This is a genomic window from Halanaerobacter jeridensis, assembly GCF_016908315.1.
Lineage (GTDB): Bacteria > Bacillota > Halanaerobiia > Halobacteroidales > Halobacteroidaceae > Halanaerobacter > Halanaerobacter jeridensis.
Genome location: NZ_JAFBDQ010000003.1, coordinates 165,833 through 186,958, shown reverse-complemented (window position 1 = coordinate 186,958; position 21,126 = coordinate 165,833). Strand labels below are relative to the sequence as shown.

At 30.9% G+C, this 21,126-nt stretch carries 21 protein-coding genes; 18 read left to right on the top strand and 3 right to left on the bottom strand.

All coding sequences use genetic code 11. The annotated features are described in order from the left end of the window. Positions 1–55 precede the first annotated feature (55 nt). Entirely contained in the window at positions 56–1,816 is a 1,761-nt protein-coding gene (locus tag JOC47_RS03830; RefSeq protein WP_204700653.1) for an Rqc2 family fibronectin-binding protein, read from the bottom strand. A 121-nt stretch (positions 1,817–1,937) separates the two neighbouring features. Between JOC47_RS03830 and JOC47_RS03825 the strand changes: the two genes are divergently transcribed. From JOC47_RS03825 to malQ, 12 genes are all read left to right on the top strand, one after another. Then, positions 1,938–2,258 carry a DUF1232 domain-containing protein gene (locus JOC47_RS03825; RefSeq protein ID WP_204700652.1) on the top strand — a complete coding sequence of 107 codons (321 nt, stop codon included), beginning with the start codon at positions 1,938–1,940 and terminating at the stop codon, positions 2,256–2,258. Between the two features lie 110 nt (positions 2,259–2,368). Continuing rightward, positions 2,369–2,911: an NUDIX hydrolase gene (locus tag JOC47_RS03820; RefSeq protein WP_204700651.1), complete on the top strand. Its 543-nt coding sequence runs from the start codon at positions 2,369–2,371 to the stop codon at positions 2,909–2,911. Between the two features lie 128 nt (positions 2,912–3,039). After that, positions 3,040–4,545, top strand: coding sequence for a sensor domain-containing diguanylate cyclase (locus JOC47_RS03815; protein WP_204700650.1), 1,506 nt, complete (start codon positions 3,040–3,042; stop codon positions 4,543–4,545). A 63-nt stretch (positions 4,546–4,608) separates the two neighbouring features. Then, complete coding sequence (locus JOC47_RS03810; protein ID WP_204700649.1) at positions 4,609–7,266, top strand: diguanylate cyclase domain-containing protein; 2,658 nt, start codon at positions 4,609–4,611, stop codon at positions 7,264–7,266. An 82-nt stretch (positions 7,267–7,348) separates the two neighbouring features. Next, positions 7,349–8,521, top strand: a complete 1,173-nt coding sequence (locus JOC47_RS03805; protein WP_204700648.1) for a tRNA pseudouridine(54/55) synthase Pus10 — start codon at positions 7,349–7,351, stop codon at positions 8,519–8,521. A 396-nt stretch (positions 8,522–8,917) separates the two neighbouring features. After that, entirely contained in the window at positions 8,918–9,370 is a 453-nt protein-coding gene (locus JOC47_RS03800) for a ferritin-like domain-containing protein (RefSeq protein ID WP_204700647.1), read from the top strand. Between the two features lie 144 nt (positions 9,371–9,514). Next, positions 9,515–10,201, top strand: coding sequence for an ABC transporter ATP-binding protein (locus JOC47_RS03795; RefSeq protein ID WP_204700646.1), 687 nt, complete (start codon positions 9,515–9,517; stop codon positions 10,199–10,201). Between the two features lie 20 nt (positions 10,202–10,221). Continuing rightward, positions 10,222–11,457, top strand: a complete 1,236-nt coding sequence (locus JOC47_RS03790; RefSeq protein WP_204700645.1) for an ABC transporter permease — start codon at positions 10,222–10,224, stop codon at positions 11,455–11,457. A gap of 13 nt (positions 11,458–11,470) precedes the next feature. Further along, positions 11,471–12,727 (top strand): ABC transporter permease, encoded by a 1,257-nt coding sequence (locus JOC47_RS03785; protein WP_204700644.1) that lies wholly within the window; start codon positions 11,471–11,473, stop codon positions 12,725–12,727. 17 nt (positions 12,728–12,744) lie between these two features. Continuing rightward, the gene (locus JOC47_RS03780) at positions 12,745–13,503 is read left to right on the top strand and encodes an outer membrane lipoprotein-sorting protein (RefSeq protein WP_204700643.1); all 759 of its coding nucleotides are present in this window, start codon (positions 12,745–12,747) and stop codon (positions 13,501–13,503) included. 36 nt (positions 13,504–13,539) lie between these two features. Further along, the gene (locus JOC47_RS03775; RefSeq protein WP_204700642.1) at positions 13,540–14,619 is read left to right on the top strand and encodes a hypothetical protein; all 1,080 of its coding nucleotides are present in this window, start codon (positions 13,540–13,542) and stop codon (positions 14,617–14,619) included. Between the two features lie 312 nt (positions 14,620–14,931). Further along, complete coding sequence (gene malQ, locus JOC47_RS03770; RefSeq protein ID WP_204700641.1) at positions 14,932–16,437, top strand: 4-alpha-glucanotransferase; 1,506 nt, start codon at positions 14,932–14,934, stop codon at positions 16,435–16,437. Positions 16,438–16,544: 107 nt separating this feature from the next. On the opposite strand, the gene JOC47_RS03765 is transcribed toward malQ, so the two are convergent. Beyond that, positions 16,545–17,051, bottom strand: a complete 507-nt coding sequence (locus JOC47_RS03765; RefSeq protein WP_204700640.1) for a ferritin-like domain-containing protein — start codon at positions 17,049–17,051, stop codon at positions 16,545–16,547. Positions 17,052–17,265: 214 nt separating this feature from the next. Here JOC47_RS03765 and JOC47_RS03760 point away from each other — a divergent pair, with 214 nt between their 5' ends. The 5 genes from JOC47_RS03760 (at position 17,266) to JOC47_RS03740 (ending at position 19,820) form a co-directional block, all read left to right on the top strand. Further along, positions 17,266–17,820: a rubrerythrin family protein gene (locus tag JOC47_RS03760; RefSeq protein ID WP_204700639.1), complete on the top strand. Its 555-nt coding sequence runs from the start codon at positions 17,266–17,268 to the stop codon at positions 17,818–17,820. Between the two features lie 28 nt (positions 17,821–17,848). Next, a complete protein-coding gene (locus JOC47_RS03755) occupies positions 17,849–18,190 on the top strand; it encodes a class II SORL domain-containing protein (protein ID WP_204700638.1) in 342 nt (113 codons plus the stop codon). Between the two features lie 311 nt (positions 18,191–18,501). After that, a complete protein-coding gene (locus JOC47_RS03750) occupies positions 18,502–18,675 on the top strand; it encodes a small, acid-soluble spore protein, alpha/beta type (RefSeq protein ID WP_204700637.1) in 174 nt (57 codons plus the stop codon). A 103-nt stretch (positions 18,676–18,778) separates the two neighbouring features. Continuing rightward, positions 18,779–19,345, top strand: coding sequence for a hypothetical protein (locus JOC47_RS03745; protein WP_204700636.1), 567 nt, complete (start codon positions 18,779–18,781; stop codon positions 19,343–19,345). A 97-nt stretch (positions 19,346–19,442) separates the two neighbouring features. After that, positions 19,443–19,820 carry a YlbF/YmcA family competence regulator gene (locus JOC47_RS03740; RefSeq protein ID WP_204700635.1) on the top strand — a complete coding sequence of 126 codons (378 nt, stop codon included), beginning with the start codon at positions 19,443–19,445 and terminating at the stop codon, positions 19,818–19,820. A gap of 47 nt (positions 19,821–19,867) precedes the next feature. Here the strand turns inward: JOC47_RS03740 and JOC47_RS03735 are convergent, their stop codons facing one another. Then, positions 19,868–20,425: a biotin transporter BioY gene (locus JOC47_RS03735; protein WP_500683575.1), complete on the bottom strand. Its 558-nt coding sequence runs from the start codon at positions 20,423–20,425 to the stop codon at positions 19,868–19,870. A 262-nt stretch (positions 20,426–20,687) separates the two neighbouring features. Between JOC47_RS03735 and JOC47_RS03730 the strand changes: the two genes are divergently transcribed. Then, positions 20,688–21,068: a desulfoferrodoxin gene (locus JOC47_RS03730; RefSeq protein WP_204700634.1), complete on the top strand. Its 381-nt coding sequence runs from the start codon at positions 20,688–20,690 to the stop codon at positions 21,066–21,068. The last annotated feature ends 58 nt before the right edge of the window (positions 21,069–21,126 follow it).

Below are 21,126 nucleotides of genomic sequence, written 5' to 3'. Positions count from 1 at the left end.
ATTAGCCACCTATTTATAATTAAGGTATAAAAGTTGCTGCTGAACTTATTTCAGGTTAGCTATCTTTAATTTTTAAACTTTGGACTAGCTCTTCATCAGGGTCTACATATAAAGTAGTTTGTTGTTCATAATAAACCATACCTGGTTTAGCTCCTTTAGGTTTGTTAACATGTTTGACTAAAGTATAGTCAACAGGAACTTTGCTTGATTGTCGACCTTTACTATAATAAGCTGCAATTTGGGCTGCTTCTAAGATCGTATCTTCAGGAATTTCTTTTCCAGTATGATTTCTGACTACTGTATGAGAGCCTGCTAAGTCCTTGACATGAAACCAGAGATCTTGGTTATTAGCAATTTTTTTAGTTAATTTATCATTTTGACGATTATTGCGCCCTACTAAAATATCATAATCATCACTAGATTTAAATTTAAGTGGTGGTAATTTTTTATCTTGGTTATTGTTTTGATTAGATTTTTGTTCTTTAATATAATTTTGTTCAACTAACTCTTTTTTAAGTTCTTCTAATTCTGCTATTGATTCAGCATTATTTAAATTATTTTCTAATTGATTTAGATACTTTATTTCATTTTTAGCCTTGGTGACTTCATTTTTTAAATATTTGACACTCGTTTTTGCTTTTTCATATTTTTCGAAATAGCGTTGAGCATTTTCAGAAGGGCTTAAATCTTCATCGAGTTCTATAGTTACTTCTTCATTATCTTCATAATAGTTATTGAGAGTAACTTTTTTCTGTCCCTTTTCTAATTGATAAATATTAGCTGTAATTAATTCACCTTTTAGTTTATACTTTTCTGCGTTGCGAGCTCCTTTTAATTGTCCTTTAACTTTATTATACTTTTTATAAGCATTTTCCTTATTATTAGCAATTACACTTTCAATTTGTTCTGTTAATTTATTAATTTTCTTTTGTTTTATTCTTGTCGTATAATAATAATTGAGTAGCTGATTTATTGTTTTGAATTTTTCTTTAGGAGAATTAAATTGTTGTAAATCAAAAGCTGCATACGCTGTCAAATCTTTGTGGTTATCATTATAAATTAGTGTGGGATTAAAGTCATTATTTTTTATTGCTGTAACTAATTCTGCAAAAGGGGACCACAAATTTTTAATCTGTTTGATAGATGTTAATTCTTTTGTCCCATCATAATTAGCTCTAACTGCTATCTCTTTTGCAATTAGGGGACTGATACCACGATAGTTATTCATAATCGCTCGATATAATGGCTGATTCATAGATTCTTTTAATTCTGTAATAAATTCATCTTTTTCAGTAGTTAGAGGGTTTTTCTTACCTTGTTCAGGAGGACGTTTATATTGCTTTCCTGGTAATATCTCTCGATGACGGCTCATTTTACCTGTAACTCGTTTAATACTATCTAAAACTTGTTTGTTTTCTTTAGTTAAGATAATATTACTATGGCGGCCCATTAATTCTATAGTTAAAATTTTATTTTCTAATTCCCCAGTGCTATTTTTATACTGGATTACAATTTCTAAAATACGTTCAAACTTAGGTTGTCTAATTTCTCTAATTCGGCCGCTTTCTAAATGTTTTCGCAATAGCATACAAAATGTAGGTGGTTTCAACGGATTACTAAAGTCTTGATCTGTTAGATGAATTCTAGGATTTTGCGAGTTAGCTGAGACTAATAACTTTAAATCTTTACCTGGCTGTCGAATTTTTATAGTTAATAAGTTATCTTGGGGTTGATAAATTTTATCTATTCGGCCACCAACTAATTTATCTTCAAATTCAGTTTTGATTGCAGCTAAAGTAGTACCATCTAATGCCATTTGTTAACACTCCTTTTATTCATTTTATTTATATGTTAACATTTTAGTAAGCATATTTCCAACTGTAAGTTGATTTAAAAGGTGAAAAGGTAAAAAATTAGCCGATGAGGGGAGATTGATAATGAATAAATTACAAAAATTACGGAGTATAATGAAGAATATTAAATTAGCCTATCAATATCTTAAGGACCCTCAAGTATCTCTATTTAATAAAGGACTGGCTATATTTCCTTTGTTATATATAGTTTTTCCTTTTGATTTTGATTTTTTTCCAGTGATTGGTTGGTTAGATGATACATTAGTGGCAGTAGTGATTTGGAGTTATATCTTAAATAAAATAAAAGAACAGAAGTATACTTCTGAAAAAAAGGAAAAGACTGGAGATGAAGAGAATAATGATGTAGATTATGAATTTAAAGATGATGAATATGATGTTAAGTAAATTATTATGATTTGATCTATAAAAGATTATAAAATTTCTTTGGTTTATTAGTTAATTAGTATTTAAGAGGATTTTCGCTTATATTTAAAGTGTTAGGGGAGGGGATCTTAATGAAAAATCAATGGGATATTATTAAAGAAAAGATTTTATATGATGAAGGGATTGTTCGTTTTAGTGAACAGGAATGTTATCATTCTGAAAAAGATGTTGAACATAACTTCTTTAAAATGGAGTTTTTAGATTGGGTTAATATTGTGCCTATTACTTCTGATAATCAACTTGTATTAGTTAAGCAGTATCGTTTTGGTACTGAAGAAGTGACCTTAGAATTACCAGGGGGAACTTTAGATGATGGAGAAGGAGCGCCTAAGTTAGCTGCTGAAAGAGAATTATTAGAGGAAACTGGATATAAAGGAAAAGAACTAATTTCATTAGGAAATGTTGCAGTTAATCCAGCTATCCAGAATAATTATTGTCACTTTTATTTAGCGACAGAAGTAGAGAAGTTTCGAGAACAAGAATTAGATAATTCAGAAGATATAGAAGTGGTTTTAGTACCTTGGGCAGAGATAGATGATTTGATTTCTAGTGGCGAAATTACTCATTCTTTGACGATATTAGGAATTATGTATGCGCAAAAATATTTTCTATAATTAGATTCCATAAAAAAATTCAAATTATGAAGGTATAATTAGAATTGTATAGAATAATTTACATAAGAATAAAAGAAAATAAAGTTATTTAGGGTGACTAAAATCTAAACAGAAAAGGGAATGAAAATATGGGGGAAGAATACGATAATTTACAGGTATTAAGTGAAATAAATGAAAAAACGATTTCTCAATTTAGTTTAGACGACACTTATCAAACTTTAGTAGATATCGGATGTCAAGAATTGGGGATCGATTATGGAGCATTATTTTTGACTGATAATGGTCAACTTGAAGTTAAGGCTATTTGTGGTTTGAACAATGAATATTTCAAACTGCATTATAGTTTATCTAATAGTATTTTAAAAAAAGCTAAATCTGAAATCTTAATAGTTGATAATTTGCAACAAGCTAAAACCAAAAATAAGTATAGCCAAGATTTATTTATTGCAGAAGGTTTTAAATCTTTATTAGCAGCCCCTATTTTTGTTGATGATGAATTAGAAGGTCTATTACTCTTTTTACATAGTGATGTAAATTATTTTTCTCAAGAAGACTTTTTACCTGTAGAGACAATTACTACTCAAGCCCCACTTGTGATAAAAAAAGCAAAAATATTTCAAAAAATGGAACGTAATGTAGCAGGGCTTTCTATTTTGCAGCGAACTAGTAGTACTATTAATTCAACTTTAAATTTGGAAGAAGTTTTTAACTTAACTGTAGATGTGATCATGGGGACAATGGGAGTTTCTATGTCGGGGTTGTTTTTACTAGATGAAAGTAAAGAAAATTTGAATTTAGTAGCTTCTACTGGTGTACCTGGAGGTGAAGCGGAAGAAAAATTAATTGCTAAGACTCAAGAATTATGTTGGCGAGTAATAGAAAATAAAGAGGCGGCTATTGAAGATGAGATTCCTGATGAACATAATGAATTGGATACATTTAATATGAAGTCAGGGATGATAATTCCATTGATTATTCGCGGTGAAGTAATTGGTGCTGTTGCGGCTGGGCAAGTTGGATTCAAACGTAATTTTACAGAAGCTGATACCAGATTTGTAACTACTCTAGCTAACCAAATTGCGATTGCTATTGAAAATGCAAGGATGTATAATCAAATGGAGGAATTAGCTACTAAAGATGGTCTGACTAAGTTATATAATCACAGCCATTTCCAAGAAATATTGGCTAAAGAAATTGAGAAGGCAAAACGTTATGAACGTGATTTGTCTTTATTGATGATGGATATAGATAATTTTAAAGATTTTAATGATACTTATGGGCACCAAGTTGGTGATGAAGTATTAAAAGAGTTAGCTCGGTTATTGAAAAAAGAAGCTAGAGAATCTGATATAGTAGCTCGTTATGGAGGAGAAGAATTTGCAGTAATTTTACCTGAAACCGATCTCAATGGGGCAGTAGAAATGGGAAAACGACTTAATAAAGCTATTAGAAATATGGTTATTAAATATGAAGGATTAGAGATTAAGATTACTGTGAGTATTGGAGCTTCATCTTATCATGAAGGTAAATCACAAAAGAAATTAATTAATGATTCGGATGATGCTTTATATCAGGCTAAAGACCATGGCAAAGATCAAACTTGTGCTAAAGAGTTTTGTGCTCTAGAACAATGAAATGTATCTGATAAGAACTGGCTTTAGTCAGTTCTTATTTTTTTAAGGAGATGAGACCAAGTTATGGAAGTATTTAATATCCTTTACCAAAACCAAAAACAATTATATTATTTTATTGAACAATCCAAAATTTATAATAGCGATAAGTTATTAATTCAAATTTTTACTGACCATTGTAATTATAAATACATTAAGCAATTATTATGGCAACTAAAGATTAAGTTGCCTGCTGCTAAGATAATTGGTGCTACATCATCTGAAGGAATTGTAAATGCAAAAAAAGTTAAAGGTTCAACTGTCATTTCTTTTTCTCAGTTTAAAACAACTGATTTAGAGGTGGCTTTAGTAAAATTTCCAGTCGGTGATTATTATCAACAAGCTCAAAATTTGGGAGAGAGAATTATTAAAACTAAGAGTAAAGCTTTGATTTTATTTGCTGATGGGATACATGCTAATGGAGAAAAAGTTTTGAGTGGTATTGAAAAAATCGATCGAGAAGTAATAGTAGCAGGAGGAAAAGCTGGACGTAATAATGATGAACAGCAAACATTTATTTTTACAGCTGATGAAATTTCTAATCGGGGGATTGTAGGAGTTAGTTTAAATAATAAAGATTTAACAGTAAATACTGGCTATGGTTTTGGTTGGCAGCAGATTGGGAAAACAATGACGGTTACTAAAGCTGATGGAAATCGACTTTATGAGTTAGATAATGAAAATATTGATGAGGTTTATAAACGTTATTTAGGAGAGGAAATTGCTGCTAATTTACCTCAAAGCGCTGAAATGGAATTTCCAATTGTATTAAATAGAGATGGGGTATTAATTGTCAGAGGAGCGATAAGTAAAGAAAATAATTCTTTAGCTTTTACGGGTGAGATTCATGAAGGAGAAGAGGTCAAATTTGGCTATGGAAACCCTAAAATGATTTTGCAAAATGGAACTAATGATTTAAATAAGTTAACAAAGCAATCTTTAGATGGAGTTTATATCTATTCTTGTGTTTCGAGAGCTAGTTTATTAGGAGAAGATATTGAACTAGAGTTTACTCCTTTGCAAGCTGAAGCCCCAACAGCTGGTTTTTTTACTTTTGGTGAATTTTATCACAAAGAGAGGAAAAATTATTTTTTCAATAAAACAACTACTGTTCTTGCACTATCAGAGGGTACTTCAGAGACTAATGATAAATTAAGGGAGCAAGAACTTGATTTAGATGATAAATGGCATTATCGAACTATTAAAGCTTTAGCAAATTTGGCTCAAAGTATGACTGATGAATTAGAAGCAAGAAATAAAGAATTAAAGAAATTAAATGAAGAAGTTAATAAAAATTTGAATTTATCTGAAACAGGTCAAGCTATAATAGAAATTGGGTGTGAACAATTAAAGGTTGAGCACGGAGCTTTTATTTTAGACTCTGAAGATAACTTTGAAACTACTGTTTTAACTGGTTTTTCTCATGCAGAAGAGAAAAAATTAAATAAAATTTTAACTCAGTTTCAGATTAATGAGTTAAATAAAACAGAGCAAAAAATAATTGTTTATAATCAGCAACAAGGATTTTTACTATCACAGCTACAATATAAATCTGCATTATTAGCTCCAATTAGTACTAATAATACTACAGCAGTAATCTTTTTTCTGCATCCTCAGGCAAACTTTTTCAATGCTAAAGATAAATTATTAATTGAACCATTAATTAATCAAGCTCCGTTAGCTATTGAAAAAGCCAATACTTTTGAACATATGGAGCGTAATTTAGCAGAACTTAGTATTTTGCAGCAAACTAGTAGTCAAATCAATTCTACTCTAAATTTAGAAGAAGTGTTTGAGTTAGCAATAGATGTAATTAAAGGGACAATGGGAGTTGCTGTAGTTGGATTGTTTTTATTGGAAGATGGTGAATTAGAATTAGCAGCACAGTCAGGTTTAGAAAGTGAAAGTAAATTGTTTGAGTGTGCTCAAAATAGTGGTTTTGAAACAATAAAAGATAATCAAACAATAATCATGAATAATATTTCTGCTAAGTTTATTGATTGTGAAGAGATATGTTTGAAATCAGCTTTAACTGTACCTATTAATATTAGAGACGAATGTATTGGGGTTATATTTTCAGGGCATACTCAATCTAATTCTATCTTTCAAACTGAAGATAAAAAGTTCATCAATATTTTATCTAATCAAGTAGCTATTGGAATTGAAAATGCTAGAATGTATGAAGAAATGGAAGAGCTAGCAGTTCAAGATGGTTTAACAAAATTATATAATCATAGTTATTTTCAAAAACAGTTAGCAAATAAAATCAAATCATTAGAAGAAAAGAATTCTAATTTTGGTCTATTATTATTAGATATCGATAATTTCAAGTATTTTAATGACCAATATGGTCATCAGGCTGGAGATCAGATTTTAAGAGAGTTAGCTGTCAAATTAAAAAGTTTAACTAGAACAGGAGATTTATTAGCTAGATATGGAGGAGAAGAATTTGTTATTATCTTATCTGATGTCACTAGAAAAGAGGTAAAGAAGTTAGGGCAGCGGGTTACTTCTCAAATTCGAGAGATGAAAATAGATTATGGGGGGCAGATTTTTCAAATCACTATTAGTATTGGTGGTAGTATTTATGAAAAAGATAAGACTAAAAAAGAATTAATTGAAGAAGCTGATAAAGCCTTATATAAAGCTAAAGAAAAGGGGAAAGATCAATTTTGTCTTAATTAATTCTAACTGGTGTTTAAAGAATATAAATTAGTCTCACTTCATATGATAAAGAAAGTTTGTTTTATAAAGGTGGGAATAGAATATGGATTTAGAGTATCAACGTCAAGAATTATTAGCTGAAGATTTGTGTAATCATTGTTTAGGTAGACAATTTGCTCAATTAGGAAGTGGTTTAGAAAATTATGAACGTGGTTATTTACTTAGAAATATTAATGATTTAAGCCAAGAGAGCTTTAAACGTGATAATTTAGCAGGGAATTTGTCTGTTGGTGGAGAGTGTTATTTATGTCAAGGGTTGTTTAATGAATTAAATAAATATACTAAATTAATGATAGATAGATTAGAGGAATATCAATTTAATACTATTTTAGTAGGAACTAGACCCCCTGAGTCCGTAAAAAAGAAAGAAAAAGAATTATGGGAAGATTATGGGAAGCAGTATGCGGAACCGTTGAAAACAGAGTTCAACCGTTTATTAGCTAAGAGAATAATGCGGAGATTAAATGTTGATTCTGATTTAGAACGTCCTGATATTCAAGCAGTAGTTGATATTCCTAGTGATGAGGTAGAATTGTATCTTAGTTCGGTATTGGTCTATGGCCAATATAATAAATATGTGCGGGATATTTCTCAAACTATTTGGAATTATTCAGAAAATTCAGTGCAGCAGGTATTACAGACTCCTTTTTTAAATGAATTTGATGCTGTAGAAACGAAGTTTCATGGGGCAGGTAGAGAAGATTTGAATGTAAGATGTTTTGCTAAACGAGAGTTTATTTTAGAATTAATGGAACCTAAACGAAGAACTGTTGACCTTGAAAAATTAACTACTGTTGTCAATCAAAGTCAAGATCAGGTTGAAATCTTTAATTTAAAATTCGTGACACCTGATAAAAAAGAAGTGATTAAAAATAGAAAAGCAGATAAAACATATAAAGCTATAGTTCATATAGATGATGACCTAAGCGCTAATGATGTGCTTGAATTAGAAAAATTGAAGGGCTTAGTAGAACAAGAGACCCCTAGTCGTGTTCTTAAAAATAGAGGTGATAGACTTCGTAAGCGAGAAATTTATCAAGTATTAGCAGAAGTGATTACTTCTCATAAAATTGAATTAATTATTAAGACAGAAGCAGGAGCTTATATTAAAGAACTAATATCTGGAGACAATGGACGAACTCAACCTAGTGTAGCTGAATTATTAGATTGTCAAGCTGAATGTGAAAGATTAGATGTAATTAGTATTGATAATTAGGAGCAGTAATTGGAACAGTAGAGGTGTTTAGTAATAATTCCGATTATATATCCTTATTACAGCGATATAAAGATTTAGAAACTAAACTTTTCATCGACGATTTAACTGGTGTAGGTAACAAAAATCATATTAAAAAAAGGTTAGAGGAAAGTTTAATAGAATTAAAAAAATATGATTGGCTTTAGGTAAAAGGTTAGAACAATTGTTTAAACATATTTAAATTAATATAAATAACTCTCTTAGATATATGGCATACTATATCTAGGTTGTGATGAAATACTTCAGTATATCTGAAATAGAAATATTAAAAAGAAAGGTGGTGAAAATCCTGCTTATTGCAAAGGCTATACATAATCATGTATAGTTATGCAGAGGATTTATAAGCAGGAGAGATGAATGGCAAATGAGAAAGAAAAAAATCATGTAGCTGCTTCTGTTTTGCATAAGGTTCTAGAAGGAGAAAGGTTAGCTATTAGAGCTTATAATAGTTCACTGCATAAAATTGATGATGAAAGTATTCAAAAGTTGCTTGCTGCTTTTCAAGATGATCATAAGTTGATTATTGAAAGATTAAAATCACGGATGAGAAGTTTGAATATTGAACCTAAAAATAAGTTTGGGGTATTAGAGCTAATTGATAAAGCAATGATGGAAGTTTCTAGTATAGTAGGTTTAAGCTCTAAAGACAAGGATATTATTGAAAAAATTTATAATAATGAAGCTAAAGGATTACAAAAGATTAAAAATGTAGAGGTATCTGCTTTAGATGCTCAAAGTCAAAAACTAATTAAGCGGATTAAGACAATAAATACTAATAATCTTGAACAATTAAGAGATTTATTAAGTTAAATAATATTTGATGAAATTAAAAAATAACTAATGAAGTTGAGAAGTATTTTTTATAATAAACTGACTATTGAGTCATTGGTGAATTAAAATTATGATTATTGCTTTGAATTATTTTCATTGATTATAGAAAAGGGGGGGGATGAAATGAACCTCTTAGAATTAAAAGGAATTAAAAAAATCTATCAGCAGGGCCAAGTTGAAGTGCCGGCTTTACGAGGAATTGATTTAACGATTCACCGCGGAGAATTTACTTCAGTTGTAGGACCATCGGGTTCAGGTAAGACAACACTATTAAATTTGATTGGCTGTTTAGATACTCCTACAGAAGGGAAAATATTTTTTGATAATCGAGAAATTGAAAAATTATCAAAAGAAGAATTAGCTTTATTAAGAAGATATAATTTAGGTTTTATTTTTCAAGAATATAATTTGATTCCTGTATTAAGTGCTTATGAGAATGTAGAATTAGCGCTTAGATTGTTTGATGATATTAAGGAGATAGAGGTTGAAAAAAGAGTTAAAAATATTTTAGAAGCAGTTGGATTAGCAGATTTTGCTCATCATACCCCGGGGGAATTATCCGGAGGGCAACAGCAGCGAGTTTCTATTGCTCGGGCTTTAGTTAAAGAACCTAAATTGATTTTAGCCGATGAACCAACAGCTAACTTAGATTCTAAAACCAGTGAAGAGGTATTAGAAGTAATGGTTGAGATGAACCAACAATTAGATACTACTTTTATTTTTTCTACTCATGACCCTTTAGTATGGGATTATGCGCAGAGGATAATCACCTTAAAGGATGGTCAAATTGCAGAGGAAAAAAGTAGTTGAAAGTTAGTGGGGTGTATAAGATGTTATTAGTCAAATTAGCCCTCAGGAATTTAACCCGCCATAAACGACGAGTGATAGCAATTGCTATTATTTTAGCAATTGGCATTGCAGTTTATTTGACTCTTGATTCTTTAATGTTAGGTTTAACCCAGATGTCTTTTGATAATTTAATTAATTTAGAAACAGGGCATCTACAAGTAGTAAAGCAAAAGTATTGGCCTGAACGAGAAGATTTAGAGTTAGAGAATTTAATTGTTTGGGAATCTAAATTGAGCGAAAAGATCAAAAATCAGCAGACTGTAAAAGCAGTAGTGCCACAACTGAAATTTGCTGCTAAATTAAATAATGGAATAGATGAGCTACCTATTACAGGTTACGGTTTAGATATTGATCAAGCTGCGCAAGTATTTCAGTTAAAAAAGTATATAGTTGCAGGTAGTTATTTTACAGATAGTAACTATCAAGCTATATTAGGTAAAAAATTGGCTGATTTGATGGAACTTAAAGTAGGAGATTATTTAACTTTATTAGTTAAAACTGCTGAAGAAACTTTTAATACTATTGATGCAGAGATAGTAGCCTTAGTTAATACTCAAAATCCAAAAGTTAATAGTAATTATGTTTATGTTCCTTTAAACATAGCGCAAAATGCTTTAGATGTAGATAATAAAATCAGTCAAGTAATAGTTAGATTGAAATATGAGGAAGAAGTTGAAGAAACAATAAAGCAATTAAAAAAACAAACAATAATGCAAGAAAAAGAGTTAGCTGTTCACTCTTGGCGTGATTCAGCAGAATCAGTGATTGCTATGAGTAAGGCACAAAATATAGAGACAGGATTTATGATGGGGATAATTTTAATTATAGCAGCGATTGGAATTGTAAACACAGTGATTTTATCTGCTTTAGAGCGGACAAAAGAAATAGGAATGATGAAAGCATTGGGCTTTAAGAAAAAAGAAATTATTTTAATATTCATGATTGAAGCAGCAGGGATTGGAGTTTTAGGTGGTATAATTGGTCTTTTATTAAGTGGAGTTGGAGTTTATTATTTGACTACTGTTGGCATTAATTTATCTGCTTTATTAGGTGAGCAGACCTTTGGTCTACCAGTCATAGGTCATTTATATGGTATTTATGCTCCCTGGCATTTTGGATTTATTTTTATATCTGGAATTATATTATCGGTTTTAGCTAGTATTCCTCCGGCTTATTGGGCGGCTAAAAAGGATCCTGTAAAGGCAATCCGGAGTTAAAGGGGGAGCGAATATGAAATTTTTAAGTAAATTAGCAGCTAAAAATTTATTTCGTAATAAATTAAGGACTTTAATTTCTATAGTTGTGATTGCTTTTGCAGTAATGATGGTAGTTGTTTTACGAGGATTTGTTTTAGGAATGATTGATTCTATGTTTGAATTGCATATTCAATATAATAGTGGTCATGTTAAGGTGATTAGGGAAAAATATGAACAGAAACAGAGACTGCTTTCTTTAAATTATCCGGTCAAAGGATTTGAAAATGAAGGTATTGAAAAAATGCAGCAACAGATAAAAGAGTTGTCAGAAATTAAAGAGACTATTCCTCGCATTAAATTTGGAGCTGCTGTGAGTACTAAAAATAAATTGATTACAATGATGGGTTGGGGAGTCAATCCTACTAAAGAAGTGAATTTTACTGATATTGAAGACTATTTAGTTGCAGGGCGAATGATTAAAGAAGGTAATAAAGAAATAGCAGTAGGAACAGATTTGTTAACAAAGTTAGATGCTCAAGTAGGAGATAAGTTAACAATAGTTTATACTACTTCTTGGGGGTCTTTTAAAGGCAGTACTGTTAAAATAGTAGGTGAATTAGATAGTGGTTTTAAGTTGTTAGATGAAAAGAGTTTTTATTTACCTTTAAGTCAAGCCCAGAAGATGCTTGTTTTGCCTGATCAAGCGACAGAATTATTAGTTGAAACTAATAATTATAGGAAGGTAGCAAAGGTTATGCCTGATTTGAAAAGATTATTTCAATCTCAAGGAGTTGCTGATGATTATCTCTTAAAGCGTTGGGATCAAGGCAATAGTATAATTCAGTATCTGCAGATAGGTAGAAAAATCTATAATTTGATTTATATTTTTGTAATATTATTAGCCTGTTTAGTAGTAATTAATACTTTGTTAATGATAGTTAAAGAGCGAAGATCTGAAATTGGGATGTTAAGTGCCTTAGGATTGAAAAGCCGAGAAATTTTAATTTTATTTATATTAGAAGGATTGGTGTTAGGAGTAGTCGGTAGTTTTTTAGGGGTGATAGGAGGGGGAATAGCTACTAAAATTTTATCGATTGTAGGAATTGATTATTCAGCTGCCTTAGCTGATATGGAAGCAGAATTATTAATGCGCCCTATCTTCTATCCTCAATTTAAGATGAGTAATTTAATCTTTTCTTTTATACTAGGAGTGATAGTTACTACAATTACAGCAGTGATTCCAGCTAAAAAAGCAGCTGATTTAAATCCAACTGAAGCTTTAAGAAATTAAATAGTGGAGGGATTATTATGAATAATATTTTAGTACGATTAATTCTAGGATTAATGTTAGTAGTTGCTTTATCACTGTCTGGCACCGAAATAATTGCTGCTCCATCTGCAGCTGAAATTATGGAACAAGTTGATGAATATCAACATTTACAATCTGCTAAAATAGAATCTAAGATGATAATTACTAAAGGCCCGCGAAAAATGGTTAAGGAAATGACGAGTTATATTAAAGGAGCAGATTATGGACTGACTAAATTCACTAATCCGCGTGATAGAGGTAGTAAATTTTTAAAAAGAGAGAATAACCTGTGGATGTTTTTTCCTGATGCTGAAGATATAGTTAAAATTTCCGGACACATGCTAGAACAAGGGATGATGGGTAGTGATTTTTCTTATCAGGATTTGATGGAATCAACTAAGTTAGCTGATTTATATCAGTTTACTATTATCGGTGAAGAAAAGGTAGATGGCAGAAGCTGTTATGTAATTGAGGGGATTAAGGAAGAAGGTAAAGAAGCGTCCTATTACCGAAGGAAGGAATGGGTTGATAAAGAACGATTTGTATTGTGGAGAGAAGAATTATATGCCCGTAGTGGCAGATTATTAAAAGAATTGCAAACTAAGAAAGTAGAACAGTTAGAAGGACGTTGGTATCCTATGTATCAGATAATAGATAATAAATTGAAAAAGAATAGCCAGACTGTTTATGAAATAAAAAAGATTGAATTTGATTTGGAGCTGCCGGCTAACACTTTTAGCCTTCAGCGTCTCAGATAGATTATTATTTAAAACTAAGTCTGAGGTGATATTAAAATGAAATTAAAATTATCCCTGTTATTTATCATATTATTAGTTATAATTGCTCCAACATCTGTGTATGCTATTGAGGTAGGCGGGGAAATAGAAGTTAAGGGATATACTGTAGGAAATAATAGTGAATATAGTACTTTACTGCAGGAGAAGCTAAATTTAGAATTATTTTTACCTGAAACTGAAAAGACTGAGGCTAAGTTTGAAATTGATATTATGACAGATTCTAAGACTAAAAGTAATAATACCCAGATTAAAAAATTATATCTAAGTAGAAAATATGAAGAATTTGACCTGACAGTTGGTCGGCAGCCTATTTCGTGGTTATTTGGCTCATTATTAAATCCTGTTGACTTCAATTTGGGTGCTGAAACAATAGAACAGGAATCATCTGCTAAAAATGTGGATGCTGTAGAAATTTATCATCCTTTTAATTGGGGTTCTAATCTGACTGGAGTATTATCTACAACAGATAGTGGAAAAATCAAGTATGGTGTTAGAGCAAGAACTACTATTAACGGTTATGATTTAACTGCTAATTTTGTTAAAGAGAGAAATGATTTGGAGAAAAGAATCGCTGCTACTCTGAAAGGGGATATTGGAACGATAGGAGTTTATGGGGCAGCAGGACATTATATAGAGCAAAATGAGAATATCTTTTTAATAGGAGCAGATTATAGTTTTTATCAAGGGATTCATCAAATTATTTTACAAGGAGAATATCTTTATGATAAAGTAGGCATTAATAATTATTTAGCTAATATATTTACTAGCAGTTCTAATATATTGACTACTGAAGTAGGTTCTGAACTTGTAGCAGGAACAATAAATTATGGTATAGATGATTTTAATACTCTTAAGGTAACTGCTTTAATGCATTTAGAGGATTCTAGTTTATTATTAATTCCTGAATATGAATCTCAGTTAGTAGGTAATCTTGATTTAAATTTACGCTGGGGATTATTGTTAGGAGCTAGGGGGGAAGTATTTGGCCCGCAAGAGATTAATATTACAGATAATTCCACTTCTAACCTTAGTAACCTTGATAATTTCTTAGAAATAACGCTTAGTTATCCTTTTTAGGGTAAGATTAATTCAGATTTTATTTATGCTAAAATAAAAAAATTGAGATTTATACTTTTACTTAAGCAATTTATGAGTTATAATTATTATTGTATCTGCTGTTGTGTTCTTTATACAACATTAAGATTATCAAAATTATTTTTAGTGAATTGAACGCTAAATATATTTTTTAGGTATATTGATAGATTAAATGTATTTCTATAGTTGGAATTTAGAATATAGCTAGATTAATTTAGCTATATTCTTATATTTATAAAAATAGAATTTAGTAATTTTATTAATATTAAAAAATAAAGGAGGGAATATATTAATATGAAATTCAAAAGAAATAGCGGTGTGTTTTTACACCCAACATCCTTACCAGGTAAATATGGAATAGGTTCACTAGGCGAAGAAGCTTATGAGTTTATAGATTTTTTAAATGAAGCTGGGCAGAAAGTCTGGCAGATGTGCCCTTTAGGTCCTACAGGCTATGGTGATTCTCCTTATCAGTGCTTCTCTGCTTTTGCAGGTAACCCATATTTGATTGATTTAGAAAAATTGCTAGCTGAAGGGTATCTTGTGCAAGATGATTTAGAAGAAGAGATAGATTTCCCTACAGACAGGGTAGATTATGGACAGGTAATTGATTTTAAAATGCCACTATTAAGAAAAGCTTTTAATAATTTTAAGAAATCTGCAACTGAAAAGGAAAAGGAAGACTTTGCAGACTTTTGTGCAGAAAATGCAGATTGGTTAGATGATTATGCCTTATTTAGAGCTATTAAAGAAAAATTTGGGGGAGTAGCTTGGACAGAGTGGGATGATGATATTCGCTTTAGAGAAGAAGAAGCATTAAAGAAATATCGGGCAGAATCAGAAGAAAAAATAGAATTCAGAAAGTTTTTGCAGTACATATTTTTTCAGCAGTGGGCTGAGGTTAAAGAATATGCCAATCAGAAAGGGATTAAGATTTTAGGAGATATTCCTATTTTTGTTGCTATGGATAGTGCTGATGCTTGGGCCAATCCAGAGATGTTTTTCTTTGATGAAGATTTAAAGCCTACTAAAGTAGCTGGGGTACCACCTGATTATTTTAATGAGAATGGTCAACTATGGGGTAACCCTCTTTATAAATGGGATAAACTACAAAAAAACAATTATCAATGGTGGGTCAAAAGAGTTGAGAAACAACTTGATTTAGTAGATATCATTCGTTTAGATCACTTCCGAGGCTTTTCTCAATATTGGGCAGTTCCTTATGGAGCTGAAACTGCAATTAATGGAGAATGGGAAGATGGACCAGGTAAAGAATTATTTAAAGTGATTAAATCTGAGTTAGGCGAACTTCCAATTGTGGCTGAAGATTTAGGAGTTGTGACTGATGATGTAGAAGAATTAAGAGATCACTTTAATTTTCCTGGGATGAAGATCTTACAATTTGCTTTTGATAATCAAGAGCAAAATGATTATTTGCCACCTTATGAAGATGAAAATTGTATTGTTTATACAGGAACTCATGATAATAACACTACTTTAGGCTGGTATGAAGAAGACCTTGTTGCAGAAGATGAAACAGATATGTTAAAGTTTCTAGATGAAAATTTAGAAGTTCGTCATGATGATATAGTTTGGGATTTGATCGAGTTAGGTTGGCAGTCTAAAGCAGTAATGGCTATCGCTCCATTACAAGACTTTTTAACTTTAGGCAGTGAAGCTCGATTTAATACTCCGGGAACTTCTTCTGGAAATTGGCAGTGGCGTTATACTAAAGATATGATAGATGAAAATTTAATTGAACGGATTAAAGGTGTCACAGAAAGAAATGACCGAGTTTAATTTAATTCGTATTTAGCTATTAGCATAATTGTTTGATTATTAATTATAAAAGCTCCCTGCATAATGCAGGGAGCTTAATATTTTAGTGTTTGAATTTTTAAGCTCTGTTAAATATTCATCCAGTTCCAAACCTGGCTTTCCTCTTCATCTAACCATTTGGAATTTTCAGTTAAGTAATATAAAGCATTTTGAATTGATTCATAATGATTATTTTCTTCTTCCATTAATGCTTCAAAGAATTCTTTTTCTTTTCCTTCAGTTTTATCAGCTAAATTAGCATATAAGTCATAAATATCTTGCTCTAAATCTAAAGCATGCTTATATACTTCTTCATCTATGTCTTCCCATTCTTCTTTCTCTTTATCAGAAAAGGATTCAAAAACGTCTCTCACATTATCTTCTACATTTGATGATTTAACTTCAACATTTTCAACACCTTTTCCAGCAGCAATTTGCTTAATTGTTTCAATATGATCTAATTCTTGCTCAGCTAAGCTTTCTAGAACTGATTTTGCCATTGGATTATTTGTTTTAGCAGCATTTTCTTCATAATAGTCATGACCTTTTTGTTCTAATTCAATTGCTAAATCTAAAGATTCTTGAGAAATACTCATTAATAATCCCTCCTAGTATTTATAATTATTACTACTATTATTATAATGTAAATTTTAGTATTTTTAAAGGATTATTTGTCTATTGCTAGACCAAAGACAGTCCAAGCAATTGATAATCATTATTGTTTAAAGTAATATATTTACAAGTAGAAAGAAGATTGTTATAATTATCAATAGTGATAATTATTATTTATAATAACAAGGAGGCCAAATAATGGTTAATAACGATATGACTGCTGAAAATTTACGATCTGCTTTTGGAGGTGAAAGTCAAGCCTATCAGAGGTATCAAGTTTGGGCTGATAAGGCTGAAGAAGATGGCTATCCACAAGTAGCATTATTATTTAGAGCTGTTGCTGATGCTGAGCAAGTACATGCATCTAATCACTTTCATGCTCATGATAATGTTGAAGGTGATCACCTTGTTGCATCTGGTGCTGTATTTGGTATTGGAACAACAGCTGAGAATTTAGAAGGAGCTATTGCTGGGGAAGATCATGAAATTGAACAGATGTATCCAGCTTATAAAGTTGTAGCTGAAGATCAAGGAGAAAAAGAGGCTATCAAATCTTTCCATTATGCTTTAGAAGCAGAAAAAATGCATTCTAAACTTTATTCTGAAGCTAAAGAAGCTGTTGAAAATGGTGAAGATTATGATATAGAATCAGTTCATGTTTGCCAAGTATGTGGGCATACTATTACTGATGAAGCTCCAGATCAATGTCCAGTTTGTGGTGCAGATCACGAAGAATATAAAGATTTTGCTTAAAATAACATAAATCAAGGAGGAAAAAATTATGAGTTGTTATGATATTAAGAGTGCTGAAAATCCTGACAATGCTTTAGAAAAGAAGCACGTACCAATTATTGATGCTCCAGATACTGTGAAAAAGGGTGAGCCATTTGAAGTTACAGTAAAAATGGGGGAAATTGATCATCCAGCTGAAAAAGATCACTTTATTCAATATGTAGAGTTGTATGCTAATTATTATCAATTAGGTCGAGTTAATTTCACTCCAGAAATGCGACCAGAAGTTACGTTTAAAGTTATGTTAGAAGAGTCTTGTACATTAAGAGCTTTTGAGTTCTGTAATTTACATGGACAGTGGGAAGCTAAAAAAGAAATTACAGTTGAATAGTATACTATAGAAAAGCCGGCCTTTGTGCCGGTTTTTTATAGTAAGTTGCACTTTCAGTGCAACTTTATAGTGACGAGTAAAAAGTAATCAGTAATGAGTAAAAACCTTAAAGTCAAAACCTCAAAATCCATTTAAATTCCTTTGAAATGAAAGGTTTTGAACTTGTTTTTGACTTTGTTTTTGATTTTCTACTCATCACTCTTTTCTCATTACTTGTTACTATAAAGCTTCACTTAAAGGTGAAGCTTTATATAGATAATGTATATCTTTTTCAAAAGTGGTTACACTATATTTTGGAGGTGGTTAACCCGATGTCCCGTATAATGTCAGAAGAAAGCAAATACGAGTTAGCCCAAGAGTTAGGGTTTGCTGATAAGGTTAAGGATGGTAATTGGGGGAATATCACCACCAGGGAAGCTGGGTCTTTAGTGAGACGAGCAATTGAGAAAGCAGAAGAAAATATGGCTCAGCAAAGAATGCAGTAGGGCTTGGCCCTGCTGTTTTCTCTATTTTTTTCTCTCCTGATGTATATTTTAATTAAAAAAATAATAAATATTTAATAGGGATTATATAAAAGGGGGAGATGAAATGGAGTTATGTGATGATTGTATTAAAGTTTTAAAAAATGATTTATCTGAGGAAGCTCTAGCAGTTTTAAATAAAGTAGAATTATTCAACGAATTATCCGAAAGAGATTTAGTGCGTAAATTATCTTTGAATCATAAACATTTAAAAAAATTATTATATGAATTAGAAGTAAAATTATTTTTGACTTATGAGAGCTATGGTAGAACTAAAGCCTATCACTTAACTAAAAATGGTAGTAGATTATTACGTTTAGAGGAAAGTGAAACAGAAATAGAATTAGGTTTTGAAAAAGAAGATAATGATAATAAACAATCTCAAACTACTAATGATATTTCTGCTGATGACTCAAAAAATGAAGAGATAGCAGAAGAGAGTAATCAATCTAGTGATGAAGAAACTGAATCATCAAAAGATATAAAAGAAGAAAAACTAGGAGAAACAGAAGAAAGGATAGAACAATCAAAAGTAGAAAAAGAATCTCAGCAAGAGACTAGTGATGAAGAAATAGAAAAACAAGAACAAAAATCTAAATCTGAAAATGAAAATCTAGTCTGGGACTTTAAATAATTTAAAATTGATGTTTACAATTCAGGTGATTAATGTTAACATTAAAAAGCGAACTGAAGGTTAATAATTTAAAAATTTGAAAGGGGAAATTAATCTAATGTCTTTAGAAGCAAAAGCAGAAAATTTAGCAGATGCTATTGCAAATTCTAGTGAATTTGAAGAATTGAAAGATGCAGAAGCAAAGTTAGAAGAAAATGAGGAAGCACAAAGTATTATGCAGAAGTTTCAATCTAAGCAACAGCAAGTACAAATGATGCAGCAAACTGGTCAAGAAATAGATGAGGATGTTAAAGAGGAACTACAATCTTTACGTAGTGAGATGCAAGATAATGATGTTATTAGTGAATTAATGAGTAAACAACAAGAATTCAATAAAATTATGGAAGAAGTAAATAATGTTTTAAGTACAGCAATTCAAGGTGAAGAAGAAGATTGCGGCCATGACCATGGTGGTTGTGCTGGCGGTTGTTGTTAATTAATTATTAAAAAGGCTTTTGGGGTTTCCCCAAAAGCCTTTTTTTATTATGGGTTTGATATAGGTACAAATGTTTTGATTCTGTTGATAACTTTAGGAGTAATTATTGCAGTAATAATTGCTTTTAATGCATCCCAAGGTAAGAAAACTAAAAACCCGCCAATTATTGTCTTATTTAAGGAATAACTTTGACCAATGTAGAAATTCATAATTAAATAGAGATAAGAAGCTCCTAAAAGATAGAATACAATCAATCCTGTTAAATTAGCTATTAAGAAAGTTCTGATGTTTTTTTCTTTGTTTTCAATTAATTTTCCAATAACATATGCTCCTACGGCAAACCCAATTAAATAACCAAAGGTAGGTTGAAAAATATAATGAATTCCACCCCCCTTAGTAAAAATCGGAAACCCAACTAATCCAGTTAAAATATAGACTAATTGACTAATTAAGCCCAATTTTGCTCCTAGTAAACTAGCAGCAAACATAACAAATAGAGGTTGTAAAGTAAAAGGAACTCCAAAAGGTGTTGGAATTTTAATAAAAGCTCCAACAGCAGTTAAAGCTGCAAATAATGCAACAAGAATTAATTCTCTAGTGTTAATATTAAATGATTTAATTGTAGACCACTCCTTTCTAGTTTGTTAACGTTCTATTTTTAAGGTTAACTAAAAGAATTATAACAAACACCGATTGATTTATCAATTAAAAAATAATATTTTTGAAAAATAAGCAGGAATTATTCTTAGTGATGTATAATAATAATAAATGGAGATAAATTTGATGGTTTTGGTCAGATTCAGGTGAATTATGACACCTGATGAAGATATACTTAGGAATAATAACTTTAGAGGGGGAGATTTATTAATGGGAATTGAAAGAAGAGAATTGTATAAGTGTGATATTTGTGGGAATGTAGTTGAAGTTGCTGAAGCTGGTCAACCGGCATTAGTATGTTGTGGAGAAGACATGAAGAAGTTAGAAGAGCAGACTGAAGATGCAAGTAATGAAAAGCATGTTCCAGTAGTTAATGAAGTAGAAGAAGGTGTTGAGGTAGTTGTAGGAACAACTTTACATCCAATGGAAGAAAATCATTCTATTAGATTCATTGAAGTTTTAACTGAGGAGCAAGTATTGAGAGCTGAACTAAATCCTGGTGATGAACCAAAAGCTGTATTTGCTGTTGATGCGGATGATATAGTTAAGGTTAGAGAATATTGTGATGTTCACGGTTTATGGAAAGCATAGATAAGACTTAGATAAAGTCGCAGGAATATTCCTGCGACTTTATCTTTAACTAAAATTA